Here is a 14,916-nt window from a genome sequence, read left to right on the forward strand (position 1 = left end):
AGAGGACGCCATGACTTCGATCTCGCGCCGCCGTGCGCTCCAGCTCTCTCTTGCCGGCGCCGTCGCGGCGCCCGCCGTGCTGCGGATCAGCACCGCTCAGGGGGCGGAGTTCAGCCTCAAGGCAGCCAACAACAGCCCGGTCAACCACCCGCTCACCATCTACATGGTCAAGGCCGCCGACGCGATCCGCGAGGAGACCGGCGGCAAGGTCGACATCAAGGTGTTTCCGAACAACCAGCTCGGCGGCGACACCGATATGCTGAGCCAGCTGCGCTCGGGCGCCCTCGAGTTCTTCACGCTCTCGCCTCTGATCCTCGCCACCCTGGTCCCGGCTGCGGCCATCAGCGGCATCGGCTTCGCGTGGTCGTCCTACGACAAGCTCTGGCCGGCCATGGACGGGGAACTCGGCGCCCATGTGCGCGACAAGATCGGCAAGGCGGGGCTGTTTGCCTTCGATCGGATCTGGGAGAACGGCTTCCGCCAGACGACCTCGTCGACCCGCCCGATCCTGACGCCGGACGACTTCAAGGGCTTCAAGATCCGGGTGCCTCCGAGCCCGCTCTGGACCTCGATGTTCAAGGCCTTCGACGCCGCCCCGATGACCATCAACTTCGCGGAAGTGTACTCGGCGTTGCAGACCCGGATCGCGGAGGGCCAGGAGAACCCGCTCGCGCTGATCGAGGCGGCCAAGCTCTACGAGGTGCAGAAGCACCTCTCGAAGACCAACCACATGTGGGACGGCTTCTGGCTGCTCGCCAACGGCAAGATCTGGCGCGGGCTCCCCGAGGACGTGCGCACCGTCGTCGCCAAGCATTTCAACACGCAGGCCGTGGCCCAGCGCGAGGAGACGGCGCGGCGCAACATCTCGACGGAGAAGGACCTCACTGCGCGCGGCCTCATCTTCCACGACGTCGACACCAAGGCCTTCCAGGCCAAGCTGCAGGCGGCTGGCTTCTACAAGGAGTGGAAGGGCAAGTTCGGCGACGACGCCTGGGCGCTGCTCGAGAAGCATACCGGCCCGATCGCCTGAGGGGATCAGGGCCGGGTCTTCTGGCGAGTGCTGCGGGCAGGACAGGCCAGAGGCGCCGGCCGGAGCGACGGGGCTCCTGACAGAGAACATTAGGAGCCCCGTCGCGTTCCGACCCGTACACAGGTGAATCCTGGCCGCAGAAATTCCTTTCGCGCCGCAGCGGCGGCAAAGGCGCCCGCGGGAGGATCGTTTTTCCGTCCTGCGCCGAAGATCAGCGCAGGGCCGGGCGGCGCGGCATGCGGTCATCCCGCCCGATCGTGCCGCGAGGACCGGGCATCGGGCAGTCGAAACCGGCGCGACACGGAACTGGAACTGAGCCGAGGCTTGCCATGGACTTCACGCTCCCGCCCCGGGTGGAGGATTACCGGGCCCGCATCGCGGCCTTCGTGGCCGACGAGATCCTGCCCGTCGAGGCCGACCGGGCGAATTTCGACTCCCACGAGAACATCCGGCTCGACCTGCTCGCGGATCTGCGCGCCCGGGCGAAGGCCGCCGGCCTCTGGTGCCTGCAGCTGCGCCCCGAGACCGGCGGGCAGGGGCTGAGCAAGGTCGGCATGGCCGCCTGCTACACGGAGATGAATCGCTCGATCTTCGGCCCCGTGGTGTTCAACTCCGCCGCCCCGGACGACGGCAACATGATGGTGCTCGAAGCCCTCGGCACGCCCGAGCAGAAGCAGCGCTGGCTCGAACCGATCGTCTCCGGCGCCGTGCGCTCCGCCTTCGCCATGACCGAGCCGCATCCGGGCGGCGGCTCGGATCCGTCGATGATCCGGACCCGGGCCGAGCGTGGGCCGGACGGGCGCTACCGGATCTACGGCCGCAAGTGGTTCATCACCGGCGCCGAGGACGCGGCGCATTTCATCCTGATCGCCCGCACCTCCGACGATCCCCGCCACGGGCTCACCGCCTTCCTGTTCCACCGCGACCAGCCCGGCTGGGAGATCGTCCGGCGCATCCCGATCATGGGGCCGGAGGAGCACGGGGGTCATTGCGAGCTCGCCTTCGACGGGCTGGAGATCGCCCCCGAGGACGTGCTCCTCGGGGAGGGCAAGGGCCTCAAGGTGACGCAGGTGCGGCTCGGGCCGGCCCGGCTGACCCACTGCATGCGCTGGCTCGGCCTCGCCATGCGTTGCGTGGAGATCGCGCGAGCCTATGCGGCCGAGCGCAAGGGCTTCGGGATGCGGCTCGCCGATCGCGAGAGCGTGCAGCTGATGCTCGGCGGGCTTGCCATGGACATCGAGATCGGGCGCCTGCTCGTCATGCGCGCGGCCTGGGAGCTCGACCAGGGCCGCTTCGCCCGCAAGGAGGTCTCGATGGCGAAGATCCACGTCGCCAACCTGCTGCACCGGGCGGCCGACATCGGCATCCAGATCAACGGTGCGCGCGGCTACTCGAAGGACACGGTGCTGGAGTGGATCTACCGCTACGCCCGGCAGGCCCGCCTCGTCGACGGCGCCGACGAGGTGCACCGCATGGTGCTCAACCGGCATCTGGAGAGCGAGGGGCGCGACTTCTTCGCCTGGCCGAAGGCCGGGCCGGAAGCGGCAGGACTTTCGTAACCCTAATCGGGTGATTCTCCGGTCTCGTCCGATCACGAGGCCGGCAATGGTGTTGCGTCAGGTTGCCCTCCCGCCCGGCCGGCGCCGGCCGCGTCTGTCGCCTTTCGTCGCGGCGACCTGGCTCCTCGGAGCGGCCTCGGCGCTCGCCCAGCCCGCGCCGGTGCCGCCGGCCGCCGTCCCGGCGCCGGGCGCCGCGCCGGCACCGGCCGATGCTCCGCCGGCCCCCGAGCCCGCGAAGGCCCCCGCGCCGGAACCCGCGGCGCTGCCGCCGCAGCCGACCCCGGAACCGGCGCGGGAGACCGCTCCGGATCCGTCCAGGGATGCGCCCAAGGATCCGCCCAAGGACACGCCGAAGAAGGCCTCCCGCGCGCTGCCGCCGCTCGTACTGGCGAAGATCTCGCAGGATCCGACGCCGACGCTGGCCCCCTCGACCTTCCTCGACACCCTGCGGATGGCCGACCGCTACCAGGCGATCGTCCAGGCGGGCGGCTGGCCGGGCGTCCCGGCGAACCTGTCCCTCAAGCCCGGTGACCGGAACCCTGCCGTGGCCTTGCTGCGCCGCCGCCTCGCCGTCACCGAGGACCTCGCCGCCGATGCCCCGGCCTCCGACGTCATGGACGAGGCCCTCGTGGCGGCCCTCAAGCGCTTCCAGCAGCGCCACGGGCTGCCGGACACCGGCCTCCTCGGCCCCATGACCGTGAAGGCGCTCAACGTCCCGGCGAGCACGCGCCAGCGCCAGCTCGCGGCCTCCGCTTCGCGGCTGATGGGATCCCGCTTCCCCTTCGGAGAGCGCTACGTCGTCGCCAACATCCCCTCGGCCACCGTCGAGGCGGTGGAGCGCGGCACCGTCGCGCGCCGCTACGTGGCCGTCGTCGGCAAGCCCGACCGCGCCTCGCCGCTCGTCGAGACCAGGATCACCAACGTCAACTTCAACCCGACCTGGACCGTCCCGGTCTCGCTCATCAAGAAGGACATCATTCCGCACATGCGGAAGGACCCCGGATACCTCGCCAAGATGCATATCCGCATGCTGGACGGGCAGGGCAACGAGGTGCAGCCGACCGCGATCGACTGGTCGACCGAGAAGGCGGTGAACTACACGCTGCGCCAGGATCCGGGCTTCGACAATTCCCTCGGGCAGGTGCGGATCGACATGCCGAACCGGCACGCCGTCTACATGCACGACACCCCCTCCAAGAACCTGTTCTCGCGCACCGCGCGCTTCCACTCCTCGGGCTGCGTGCGCGTGGCGGAGGTCAAGGGGCTGGTGGGGTGGCTCCTCGAAGGGACGCCGGGCCCGGGCGGCCCCGGCACCGTGTGGGGGCCGATGGAGATCGAGACCGGCATCGCGACGGGAGAGCGGCGCGACATCAAGCTCGCGAAGCCCGTGCCCGTCACCTTCGTGTACCTCACCGGCTATGCCACGCCCGACGGACGGGCACATTTCCGCGACGACGTCTACAGCCTCGACGGCGGGTCGCCCGCTCCGGGCAGACCTGAGCCCGACGTGGCCGCGACCGCCTCGATCGCGCCGAAGCCTTCGCCGAAGCCTTGGCCGAAGCCCGCCGCGGGCCGGGCCACGGCCTCGACCGCAGCTCCGGCCGTGCCCAAGCCCGCTACGGCGCCGAAGGCACCGCCCGCCGCATCCGCTCCCAATCCGCGGACCTGATGGCGCCCGGTTCGGTCCGGGCGGCTTCCGGCGGAACCATCCGGCCGCGCTCGAATTGGCGAGCGGAGGCGCGCCGCCGGCGGCGCCCGACCACCCGGAGATTGGTTCATGGCCCGTACTCCCAAGGCCGGCGCGGCGGTCCGGCCCTCCCGCAGCCGCGCCGCGCGGCCGAAGACCGCTACGGCCGATGCCCGCCTGCGCGTGACGGCCGAGCGGCTCAACACCCCCTCCGACCTCTCGCCCGAGGCATCCCGGGAGATTGCCGAGGGACTGACCGTGCTGCTCTCGGACTTCCTGGCCCTCTATCTCAAGACCAAGAATTTCCACTGGCACGTGAGCGGCCCGCATTTCCGCGACTACCATCTGCTGCTCGACGAGCAGGCGGCGCAGATCCTGGCGGTGACGGACGACGTCGCCGAGCGCGCCCGCAAGATCGGCGGCACGACCCTGCGCTCCCTCGGCCAGGCGGCCCGGAAGACGCGGATCGCCGACAACAACGCGGACTACGTCGACCCCCTCGACATGCTCGCGGAGCTGCGCGACGACAACAAGGCGACGACCGCGCGGATGCGTGAGCTGCACGACCTCTGCGACGAGCACAACGACGTCTCGACGGCGAGCATGCTCGAGGAGTGGATCGATCAGGCCGAGGAGCGCACGTGGTTCCTCTACGAGGCCAGCCGCCGCGGCGGGGCCGACGGCCACTAGAGCCGTTCCCAACCTGATTGCATCAGGTCGGCGGCTCTAAGTCGCTCAATCCGCGATCATGCGGGGACCAACGGCCCTCGACGATCTCCGCAAGGCCGTGGCCGGACGAGCCGTTGAAGCCGACCATCTTCGGTGACGCTCAACCTGAGTGAGAGACGGCCGGCGCGAGAGCGAGCAGCCCATGGGTGTGGCGCTGCCTTTTCCTTGTTCGTGGCGTCACCGGCGGGCCGGGATCCGCTGCCTCTTCCTCCGACCCGGCCCGCTGCCATCCCCGGCATGCCGACACTTCCGGCCATCGGCGAGCTGTCCAAGCTCAAGCAGGTCCCCGACGAGCACCTGAACGCGGCGTCGCCGATTGCCTGAACGGCCCGGCGCCCGGCCCGAGCAACTCCACGGATGGGATCGGCCTCGACCGGGCGGCAGGGGGCTGGCGAGCCCGAAGCGTAGCAACGATGGCTCGGAAGCGTAGCGGCGAATGTCCCCGAAGATGGCGATCCTGTTGGCGGGGGCGGAGCACAGCTTGCCGCGACGCACCGACCACCGCTGGCAGTTCGATGGCGAGGCCGTCACGCGCGAGAAGCGGGTCTATCTCCACAGGCGGCTGATCGGCAGAATCCGCTGCCGGCCCATGGCGGAGCCAGGCGGGCGGCCCTGTCTGCGGTTCACAGCCAGGCATGGCCAGGTGGCGCTCGTTGAGCAAGGCAGTCCGGGGAACAGTCCCTTCGCGGCGGCCCTGATCAAGAATATTGCCAATCCGGGTATCGAAATCCGCAAGATGTTCGGGCTGGTACACGATGATGTGCTGGCGGATACAGGCCGCAAACAGGAGCCATTCGTCTACGGCGCTCTCAGGCGTGAGGATTATTTCTTCAAAACGCGTTGAACGTGGCTGACGCTGACCTGAGAGCCTGAACTCGACTCGTATGAGGCGAATCTACTGCGATGCGTGGGTTCTGTGACTTGACGACGAGGGGCGTCAATGGCGGTGATGCGCATGCTTGCGCCGACAGGACCTCATCTGCAGCCGGTCAGTGAACAGGATCTAATTGCCGGAACTCGCCGCATTGAAAATTCCACTCACGAAACGACTGCTGCCGCCTCATTGAATCATGATTCAACCGAAACTGAATCTCGACTCGTGACGTAACTTGATTGTTCCGGGATGATCCTTGACGCAGATAAGCTTGAGAGTTGATACCAGTCTACTGATTTGACAATCTACAGCCATTTGTAAGGTGATTTTAGCTCTCTTGCCAATATATCGCCGTCTGAACATAGGTAATAATGCTATGATATTGTTTATTCAGCCCTAATTTAAGAAGTATATTAGGTCTATACAAGAAAGTATCTATCTCATATGCCATACTGACGAGAATTCATCCTGAGAAAATACTCCGTATATGATTAGATGTGTTGCTTGCAAATCGACAGTAATCCGAACGGAATGGCGCAAGTCATATTGACATTTCTTGGAAAATCATTATGATGGGAATTTCCAGCGCGTCAGCGCCAGGATGGAATGCAAAGGACCGGTCCGACTCTCACTCCAACAATGGAGGGAACCGTGTCGCGAACATCGAAGGACAAGTGTCGGAACGAGGCTGTTCCAGTAGCGGGCATTGTCGGATTGACCTTGTCGATGGCCAGTGGAGCGTCCGCAGCTGTCGGCGTTCCAACGCTGGAGGCAGCATCGCAGGACGTCCCACCTCGGCCCGAGATGGCGCTCGGTCTCCACGAGGAAGAAATCAGCGACGTCAGCCTTGCGACATTCTTCGTCTTCGACAGGGAAATGACCGATACGTTGCGCGGTGACGTGCAGCTCGCAGGCTACTACCGGGGCTGCCGCGGCTGCTGGGGATGGCGCGGCTGCAGAGGATGTCGCTGCTGGGGTTGCCGTGGCTGCCGCGGCTGCCGCTGCGGCTGCGGCGGCTGCGGCGGCTGCCGGTGCTAGCGACCCCGACGGCTCAACGGCAGGCGAGCTGGCCCGGATCAAGTCGATTTCGGCCAGTTGTTCAAAATTGGTGCCCGTTCAACCATGAGCGGGTACTCGACCTCGTGTGAGGAGACGAGGGCCTCGCGAGGCCGCCGGACGCTTTGAGAGGGTGACCTCGCATCTCTCCAGGAGCGACAAGAGTCGGGTATTGTTGCGGAACCCGATTTATTCAGGTGGCGCTGCGTTGTCCGCTCCAGGCGGAGGCTGATCATGTCGCGCGTGTGCTGCGATGATGCAGGTCTGGCCTGCTGCGTATCGGCTCCCGGGAATGAGGCTGGATGATGAGGCACCGCATAACAAAGACGAAACCAATGTCATGGAGGGCGATCTCAGGATGACAGCTGATCGCGGGAACGTTGCGATTCGGCGAGACGGCCGGGAGATTCCGCGGTTCGCGCCGAACTTTTCCATCTACGTGCTGCCTCCGAACGCCGTCTGCCTCTATTCAGAGCACCGCAAGTTCTTTCTGGAAGGTGATCTTTATGCTGCGCTCGCACCGCTGCTGGCGGCCGAGCTGACCCTCGCGGCGATCTTCGACACGCTGGAGCCCGATTTCCCGACCGCGGCCATCACCGAAGCCCTCCGGCGGCTGGTCGAACGACGCTTCGTCCTGCTCACCGACACGGCGGGCAACGGCACGGCGGCCGCCTTCTGGGCAAGCCTCGGCCTGCCGCCCGAGGCCGCGGAGCTGAACCTCCGGAACTGCCGAGTGCGGATCCGAGCGCTCGATGTGGCAGGCACTGAGGACCTCGCGGCGGCACTGGCCGATCTCGGCGTGCGGGTGGTCAGGCGCGCCGCCGACCTCACGATCGTGCTGGCGAGCGACTATCTCGAGGCGCGTCTCGCGGCGGAGAACCGGCGGCACCTGTCGGAGGGAACGCCTTGGTTGCTCGTTCAACCCTCCGGGATCTTTCCGCTCGTGGGGCCTCTGTTCACCCCGGGACGGGGCGCCTGCTGGACCTGCCTCGCCGACCGGATGCGATGGAACCGGGAAATCAAGGCCTTCCTGGAGCGCCGGCAGGCCAAGCCCATGGCGCTGTCGCCTCTGGTCCGCAACATGGTCGGGCAGAGCGCCGTGCCCTTTGCCGCCATCGAGATCGCGAAGGCGATCGCCACCGGCTTCCGCACGGACCTGCGCGATCATGTGCTCAGCTTCGATCTGACTGGGTCGACCATCGCCCGGCACTTCGTGGCAGCGCGTCCGCAATGTCCGAGTTGCGGCGACCCAGGGCGGCGCGATCCGAGCCGTCCGCCGATCCCCCTTGAGCTGAAGGCTGGTGGCAAGCTCGTCCTGACGAGCGGCGGATACCGGGCGCTGTCACCCGGAGCCACGTTCGCGCGCTACAGCAAGCACGTGAGCCCGCTCACCGGAGTCGTCTCGCGCCTGGAGCCGATGGAAGCCGACCTCTCGCTGAACACCAGCTACGTCGCGCGACACAACTTCTCGCCCCGTCCCGAGACTGTTTGGGCGCTCAAGGCAGGGCTCGGCGGCGACAGTTACGGCAAGGGCAGCACGGCCGAGCAGGCCCAGGCCAGCGCCCTGATGGAGGCGATCGAGCGCTATTCCGGGATCTTCCAGGGCGACGAGATCAGGGTGGTCCGGCGCTTCACGGAGTTCACGCCCGGCGAGGCGATCGCTCCGAACGACGTCATGCTCTTCAGCGATGCGCAATACCGTCAACGCGTGACGGGGCCGCACGATCACGAATCCGCCGCGCCGGCCCCCTTCGACCCCTCCGCTCCGCTGGAATGGTCGCCGGTCTGGTCCCTGCGGGACCAAAAGTTCAGATACCTGCCGACGAGCTTCCTGTACTACTTCTACTGGGGTCCGGGCCATGCCCAGACCAGTGCGGATTCGAACGGCTGCGCGGCCGGGAACACGGTCGAGGAAGCCATCGTGCAGGGCTTCCTCGAACTCGTCGAGCGGGATGCCTACGCGATCTGGTGGTACAACCGGCTGCGGCGGCCGCCCCTCGACCTTGATGCGCTCGAAGATTCCTACATCCGCGACCTGCACGCCCAACTGACCGAAGCCGGGCGCCGGCTGTGGGTGCTCGACATCACCAACGATCTCGGCATCCCGACCTTCGTGGCGGTCTCGCACTGGATGGAGAATGGGGAGGAGTGCATCGAGTTCGGCTCGGGAGCCCATTTCGACACGCGGATCGCCGCGCTGCGCGCGATCACCGAACTCAATCAATTCTTCTCGATTGGGCTCATGGCGCGCCGGCACGGCATTGATGCTGCTCACGAGAACGCCCAGCAGTGGCGGCTGGAGGCCAACCCGTACTTCGTGCCCGAGGGCGCGCCGCGGCTTCCGCCGGATTTCCGCCCGGGGTTCGCCCGCCTCGACCGGCGCGACCAAGTCCTTGCCTGCGTGGACCTGACGGCGCGTCTCGGCCTCAACTTCCTCGTCCTCGACCAGACGCGTCCAGACATCGACGTACCGGTCGTCAAGGTGATCGTCCCCGGGATGCGGCATTTCTATCGCCGCTTCGGCCCGGGACGACTCTACGACGTTCCGCTCGCGCTCGGCTGGCTCGACCGGCCCGTTGCCGAGCGCGACCTCAATCCGCTGTTCCCCCCGACCTGAGAGGGCTGCCAGCATGCAAGCCTCCCGGACCGCGCACATACAGGCTGCGTCGCCGGCGACGCTGTCGGTCCGGCTCAGCCGCCACATCGCCCTCGAGGCGGCCGCAGGCGGCGAGATCCTGGTCCGCGTCGAGCATCAAGCGGTCAGTCTCGGCACTTTCGATGCCTGCGTGGTGGAGCACATGCGCGCTCTCTCGGCGGGTCTGCCGGTGGACCTGCTGGCCGCCAGCCGGGATAGCGTCGACCGGGAGGTGCTGCGGCTCGTCCAGCGCCTCGCCCGAAGCGGCCTCGTCGAGTACAGCCTCGTCCGCGCGGATCGCGGCGGCGAGGTCGTCATCGAGCCGCAGGTTCCGGATTACTGGCCGCAACTGCCGGACCTGACCGACGGCGACACCCTGGTCCTCTCGCGGTTCGCCTACATGCGGCGGCGCGCGAGCGAAATGGTGTTGGAATCGCCCCGCTCCGGCGCCCTGTTCCGGCTCGGCGATCCTGCTGCCGCTGCCATGCTCGCCAGCCTCTCCGAGCCGCAGCCCGTCGCGCGGCTCCGCCGCCAGGACGGCTTCCCGGGCACCGAGCTGCTGGCCCTGCTGCTGGACAGCCAGATTCTCCTTCGGATCGAGGCGGATGGCGATGCCGGGCTGCGCGCGACGGAGGGTGACGAGCATCTCGTGCTCTGGGACTTCCACGATTTTCTCTTCCACACCCGCAGTACGGAGGGCCGGCACGCCAATCCCTTAGGGGGGCGCTACCCCTATGTCGGCCTGTCGAACCCTCCGCCGGCTATTCGCCCCCGCTGGCCCGGCCGGGCCATCGACCTGCGCAGAGACTCGGACACCCCCGGCGCAACGGTCCGGCCGGTGACGGCGCTGCTGCGCGAGCGCCGTTCGACCCGCAGCTTCGACGACCGGGCCCCGCTAACGCGCGCCGAACTGGCGCGGCTCCTCGACAGCGCGGCTCGGGTCCAGGCGACGTGGTGCAGCCCGCTCGACGGCGAGCATGGCGGCCCGATGATGTCCTACACGGCGAGGCCCTATCCCTCGGCGGGGGCGAGCTACGAACTCGAACTCTACCTTGCGGTCCGGCACTGCGACGGGCTCGCGCCCGGCTACTATCATTACGATGCAGGCCGGCACGCCCTCACGCTCCTCCATGTGCGCCCGCAGGACCTCGATGCGCTGCTTGCGGCCGCCGCCTTCGCGATGGGCGCGCCCGGCCCGCCACAGGTCCTGATCACCATCGCGGCGCGCTTCGGCCGTGTGTCGTGGAAGTACAGCGCCGTGGCCTATGAGCTGATCCTGAAGAACGTCGGCGTCCTCACGCAGACGCTGTACCTCGTAGCCACGGAGATGGGGCTCGGCGGCTGCGCGATCGGCAGCGCCAACATCGAGCTCTTCGCGAGGATGACGGGCCTGCCGCACCACATTGAAGGGGCCGTCGGCCAGTTCGCGCTGGGGCGCGGGCTCGACGAGGAGGAGGCGGACGGCCCGGCATAGGACCTCCGGCGCGCCGTTCAGCGCCCGATCCCCTGCGCCGTGCGCAGCGCCAGGGCCGCGATCGTGAGCGCGGGCCCCTCGCCACCTCCCGACGATGGGAAGACGCTCGCGTCGGTGATCCAAAGATTGCGCCAGCGGTGGGAGCGCAGGCTCGGATCGATCACTGAGGTTGCCGGATCTGTGCCCATACGGCAGGTGCCGAAGACGTGCGTGGCGTTGAACATGTCCCAGGTGGTCAGCACATCGATCAGGTCGGTGGCGCCGCAGGCGGCCAGCATCGCGCGGCAGGTGACCGCCATGAAGCGCAGGCGGGCGATCTCGGATTCCACCAGCCAGGAGGTGATACGGGCTACCGGAATGCCGAACCTGTCGCGCGCCTGCGCGTCGAGGTCGACCCGGGCGACTGCGTTGGGAAGGCTCTCGCCGAGGGCCGAGAGGCTCAGCGAGTGCCCCCAGGTGCGGCGCATCTCACGGGCATGGTCGCGGCCCCAGCCCGGCACCGCATGGATGGCGAAGGCCGACAGGCCCAGAAAGCCAGCTTCGGCCGAGGAGTTGTAGAGGCGGCACCCGCCCACCACGCCCGGGATCGCGTCGGGTGCGTTGAAGTCCCAGCAGATGGCGTCGTCGGGCAAGCCCCGCCGGGCATGCTGCGGCTCCGGGTGCAGGGCAATCAGCACGGTTGCCAGCGTCTCCATGAAGTTGCGCCCGACCTGCCCGCTCTCGTTGGCGAGGTCGTCCGAGGCGAGCAGCAGTCGCGGCGTCTCGACCGCACCGGCGGCCAGCACGAGATGTGGCGTGACGATCCGCTCCAGGCTGCCGTCCGGGCGGCCGACCAGCACGGCGGCCACGCGGTCGTCGGGGCCGGATTCGATCCGGACGACAGGCGATTCGGCACGCAATGTGCAGCGGCCCGTCGCGAGCGCGCCGGCGACGAATGTGACGTCGGCGCTGCCCTTGTCCCCCGGCATGCAGCCCATCTGGCAGGCGCCGCAATAGTTGCACGGCGGCCTCTTGCCGGAAGGCCGCGAGAGAGCCGCGCGGCTGTTGGCCTCCCAGCCGAGCCCGAGCGCGGCAGCCCCCCGGCCGAGGGTCCGCGCCCCGTAGGACAGGGGATGGGGCGGCAGCGGAAAGGGCGCGGAACGCCAGCGGGCGCCCTGCGCCGCCGGGCCCGCGACGCCCATGATCCGCTCGGCCCGGACATAGAAGGGTTCGAGTTCCGCGTAGTCGATGGGCCAGTCCGCGGCGACACCGAAGCGGCTCCGCATCCGCATCGCTGCGGGATGGAGACGGTGGGCCTCTCCGGTGAAGTGGAGAGTGCTGCCGCCCACCCCGCGCACGTGATGATACTGGCCCATCACGCGCCGCCGCCCCTCGACGTGACGGCCCGAGACACGATTCCACGAAGCGAGCTGGGGTTCGTCCGCCGCCAGGACCTGACCGCGCGCGAAGCTCACCCGGCCCTGCGACCCTGGCTTCTCGGGGAAGTCGCGCAGCTCCCAATCCGTCCTGGCCTGGCCGTAATCGGCTGCCGGATCGAAGCGCGGACCAGCTTCCAGCAGGAGGACCGACAGGCCGCGCTCGCACAGGCCGTACGCCGCCGCGGCTCCTCCGGCCCCGCTTCCCACGACGACGACGTCCCAGCCGGGCGCCGTCACCGCGGCGCCTCCTCGAAGTCCGGGAAGCCCCCGGGCTGGGGCGGCCCCGCATACGCGAACGCCGCCATCACGGTCGGATGGGAGTAGTAGGCGGTGAGAGCGAACTCGCGCAGGCGCCACGCGATGGCGGCAGCGCCCTCCGCAGTGGAGGCTCTCGCGGCCCTGAGAATCGCCTCCTGCCGGGCTTCGTCGAGCGCGAGGAAATCCGGGGCATTCACCCTCCGGGCTCGGCCGTCGAGCCACGCGACACCGGCCGCGAGGCTCCGTTGCAGCTCCGGATCGGCCAGTGCGAGGATGCGGCGGTCGATCCCGAGCGCGCATCCACCCGGCAGCTCGTCGGCCGGCAGCATGCGGTCGATCACGGCCGCGATCGTTCGTGCAGTGTGCGCCTCGCGTGGCCGGCGCGCCGCGACAGCGCCGCGCTCGTGCAGGAGGACTCCCCCGATCAGCAGCAGGCGCCAGAGACCGATGAGCAGGCGCCGACGGGAAGAGAGCGGCCCCGGTGCGACGGGCGCGGGCCGGTTCATGGTCATCCCGCCGAGCGCCGGCGAGTCGGGCGGCCCGGAAGCCGAAGCGCCGCTTCGCACGCTGCAGGGGGAGTTCACGCGCGCCGACCCGGCGGGCCTTCCGGCGGCGCGTCGGGCGCCCCGGGAGCTTCCGCATGGAGTGACCCGATGCGCGTCATCAGGACCCTGCCTCCGGACGAGCGCCCGTGCCAGTCGCTTGCCCACGTCACGGTGACGGTCCGGGCGCGTCCTCTCCCCATCAGGGCGAACAGGACTCCCTGCGGGTCCATGCCGTGCAGGATCCAGGTGCCGCCGGGACCTTCCATCGGTCCGTTGAGGATCTGGCCGCCTCCGGACGTCACGCGCTCGGCCGCCCGTGCGATGTCCGGGACCACGAAGTAGTGAAGCCAGAACGCAGCGGGCACGATCTCGGGTTTGGTGAGCACGCCGCCGATCGCTTGCCTGCCCGCCGCAAACACGCTGTATTCGCCCGCCGGATCGACCTCCCCGCCCTCCGCGTAGTCCCAGCCGAAGAGTTCGCGGTAGAAGCCCAGCGCGGTACGTCCGTCAGCGGCAAGGAGCTCGGACCAGCCAACATGGCCCGGACGGTCGGCTGGATCGACCTCCTCCGGGCGGGGCACGAGCCATCTGAACAGCCCGAGCCGCGCCGCCTGCGGATCGCTGATGACCGCGAAACGGCTCACATTCGGGACTTCTGTCGGCGGGATGTGCAGCGTGCCGCCGAGACGTACAGCCCGGTTGGCAGCGGCATCGACATCGCTGGCGCCGACATAGCCGATCCAACTCGGCCGCGCCCCCGTCCGCTGCGCCGCACTGGGCAGCGCCATCATCCCGCAAACCGACGTCTCGCCGATCGTCAGGAGCGTGTAGGGCATGCCCGGCACAGAGGCGTCTCTCGTGCCCCAGCCGACGACATCGGCGTAAAAGGCCCTCGCCGCCGCCATGTCGCCCGTCATCAACTCGAACCAGACGAACCGGCCTTGAGGAGCCATCTCGCCTCTCGCCCTGGTGCGCGACACCCATCGCGGCGCAGCGCCGCCTAGTGTCTCTCGCATGATCGCATAGGCCGGATGGTTGAACTATCGCTGATTTCTCGAATCCGTCTCGGAAGTGGCGCCTGCCAAGGCTGTGGCAGCTTGCAGCACTCAGCTCGAGACCCCACGAATCACCAAGTCGAATCCAGATAAGTTGATATCCGGAAAGTGTGCCTCGGCTCATCCCCGGAGCCAGCCCGGTGATGTCCAGATTTTGAAGATCTTTTCCAGCATATCATCGAATATTGGAGATAATTGCAATATAACTTGCTAATTTATCGCTGATAAACTTCGGTATTTTATCGAAAATCTTCGAGAATATCATCCATTCTAAGACTGATAATCAGGTTACATATCTTGGATTTGTGCAGTTTGATTCACGAATGCGCCCAGAGCTGAAGCTTGGGGCGCGCTCGCCCGCCAGGCGCTGGAGCGGCTCGGTTCGCAAGCCGACCACCGAGATGGATCGCTACTCAAGCTCCTGGCCAAGCCGCCATCCGATCCGGCGCCAGACATGCCGGCACGTCGCCCAACAGCCGCATCATCATAGGCCATAGGTTTCCATCATGGTCTCGTGCACAGATATCGGCGAATGATCCACTGGGGAGGGGGGACCGCGAACGCGCTGTCGAAACGATGAGAGGCGCAACGCGCTG

The 14,916-nt window shown here is 67.9% G+C and carries 10 protein-coding genes; 7 read left to right on the forward strand and 3 right to left on the reverse strand.

From position 1 onward, the window contains the following. Positions 1-10 precede the first annotated feature (10 nt). The 7 genes from MNOD_RS22020 (at position 11) to MNOD_RS22050 (ending at position 11,044) form a co-directional block, all read left to right on the forward strand. The gene (locus tag MNOD_RS22020) at positions 11-1,030 is read left to right on the forward strand and encodes a TRAP transporter substrate-binding protein (RefSeq protein WP_015931173.1); all 1,020 of its coding nucleotides are present in this window, start codon (positions 11-13) and stop codon (positions 1,028-1,030) included. 329 nt (positions 1,031-1,359) lie between these two features. After that, on the forward strand, positions 1,360-2,589 hold the full coding sequence (locus tag MNOD_RS22025; protein ID WP_015931174.1) for an acyl-CoA dehydrogenase family protein: 1,230 nt from the start codon (positions 1,360-1,362) through the stop codon (positions 2,587-2,589). 46 nt (positions 2,590-2,635) lie between these two features. Next, complete coding sequence (locus MNOD_RS22030; protein WP_015931175.1) at positions 2,636-4,258, forward strand: L,D-transpeptidase family protein; 1,623 nt, start codon at positions 2,636-2,638, stop codon at positions 4,256-4,258. A 108-nt stretch (positions 4,259-4,366) separates the two neighbouring features. Next, positions 4,367-4,966: a Dps family protein gene (locus MNOD_RS22035; protein WP_015931176.1), complete on the forward strand. Its 600-nt coding sequence runs from the start codon at positions 4,367-4,369 to the stop codon at positions 4,964-4,966. A gap of 487 nt (positions 4,967-5,453) precedes the next feature. After that, positions 5,454-5,849, forward strand: coding sequence for a caspase family protein (locus MNOD_RS49290; RefSeq protein WP_244424546.1), 396 nt, complete (start codon positions 5,454-5,456; stop codon positions 5,847-5,849). A 1,444-nt stretch (positions 5,850-7,293) separates the two neighbouring features. Beyond that, positions 7,294-9,552 carry a TOMM precursor leader peptide-binding protein gene (locus MNOD_RS22045; protein ID WP_015931177.1) on the forward strand — a complete coding sequence of 753 codons (2,259 nt, stop codon included), beginning with the start codon at positions 7,294-7,296 and terminating at the stop codon, positions 9,550-9,552. Between the two features lie 13 nt (positions 9,553-9,565). Next, positions 9,566-11,044, forward strand: coding sequence for a SagB/ThcOx family dehydrogenase (locus tag MNOD_RS22050; protein ID WP_015931178.1), 1,479 nt, complete (start codon positions 9,566-9,568; stop codon positions 11,042-11,044). Positions 11,045-11,061: 17 nt separating this feature from the next. On the opposite strand, the gene MNOD_RS22055 is transcribed toward MNOD_RS22050, so the two are convergent. The 3 genes from MNOD_RS22055 to MNOD_RS22065 form a co-directional block, all read right to left on the reverse strand. Then, positions 11,062-12,699: a GMC family oxidoreductase gene (locus MNOD_RS22055; RefSeq protein WP_015931179.1), complete on the reverse strand. Its 1,638-nt coding sequence runs from the start codon at positions 12,697-12,699 to the stop codon at positions 11,062-11,064. Next, the gene (locus tag MNOD_RS22060) at positions 12,696-13,226 is read right to left on the reverse strand and encodes a gluconate 2-dehydrogenase subunit 3 family protein (protein WP_015931180.1); all 531 of its coding nucleotides are present in this window, start codon (positions 13,224-13,226) and stop codon (positions 12,696-12,698) included. Before MNOD_RS22060 ends, MNOD_RS22055 begins: the two co-directional genes overlap by 4 nt. A 74-nt stretch (positions 13,227-13,300) precedes the next feature. Next, complete coding sequence (locus tag MNOD_RS22065; RefSeq protein ID WP_015931181.1) at positions 13,301-14,218, reverse strand: VOC family protein; 918 nt, start codon at positions 14,216-14,218, stop codon at positions 13,301-13,303. Positions 14,219-14,916: the final 698 nt, after the last annotated feature.

Origin of the sequence: Methylobacterium nodulans ORS 2060 (genome assembly GCF_000022085.1) — a bacterium.
Taxonomy (GTDB): domain Bacteria; phylum Pseudomonadota; class Alphaproteobacteria; order Rhizobiales; family Beijerinckiaceae; genus Methylobacterium; species Methylobacterium nodulans.

Bases quoted from the DNA above. Each gene is read 5' to 3' on its own strand.
- MNOD_RS22020 (WP_015931173.1), top strand. From the start codon at position 11: ATGACTTCGATCTCGCGCCGCCGTGCGCTCCAGCTCTCTCTTGCCGGC.
- MNOD_RS22025 (WP_015931174.1), top strand. From the start codon at position 1,360: ATGGACTTCACGCTCCCGCCCCGGGTGGAGGATTACCGGGCCCGCATC.
- MNOD_RS22030 (WP_015931175.1), top strand. From the start codon at position 2,636: ATGGTGTTGCGTCAGGTTGCCCTCCCGCCCGGCCGGCGCCGGCCGCGT.
- MNOD_RS22035 (WP_015931176.1), top strand. From the start codon at position 4,367: ATGGCCCGTACTCCCAAGGCCGGCGCGGCGGTCCGGCCCTCCCGCAGC.
- MNOD_RS49290 (WP_244424546.1), top strand. From the start codon at position 5,454: ATGGCGATCCTGTTGGCGGGGGCGGAGCACAGCTTGCCGCGACGCACC.
- MNOD_RS22045 (WP_015931177.1), top strand. From the start codon at position 7,294: ATGACAGCTGATCGCGGGAACGTTGCGATTCGGCGAGACGGCCGGGAG.
- MNOD_RS22050 (WP_015931178.1), top strand. From the start codon at position 9,566: ATGCAAGCCTCCCGGACCGCGCACATACAGGCTGCGTCGCCGGCGACG.
- MNOD_RS22060 (WP_015931180.1), bottom strand. From the start codon at position 13,226: ATGAACCGGCCCGCGCCCGTCGCACCGGGGCCGCTCTCTTCCCGTCGG.
- MNOD_RS22065 (WP_015931181.1), bottom strand. From the start codon at position 14,218: ATGGCTCCTCAAGGCCGGTTCGTCTGGTTCGAGTTGATGACGGGCGAC.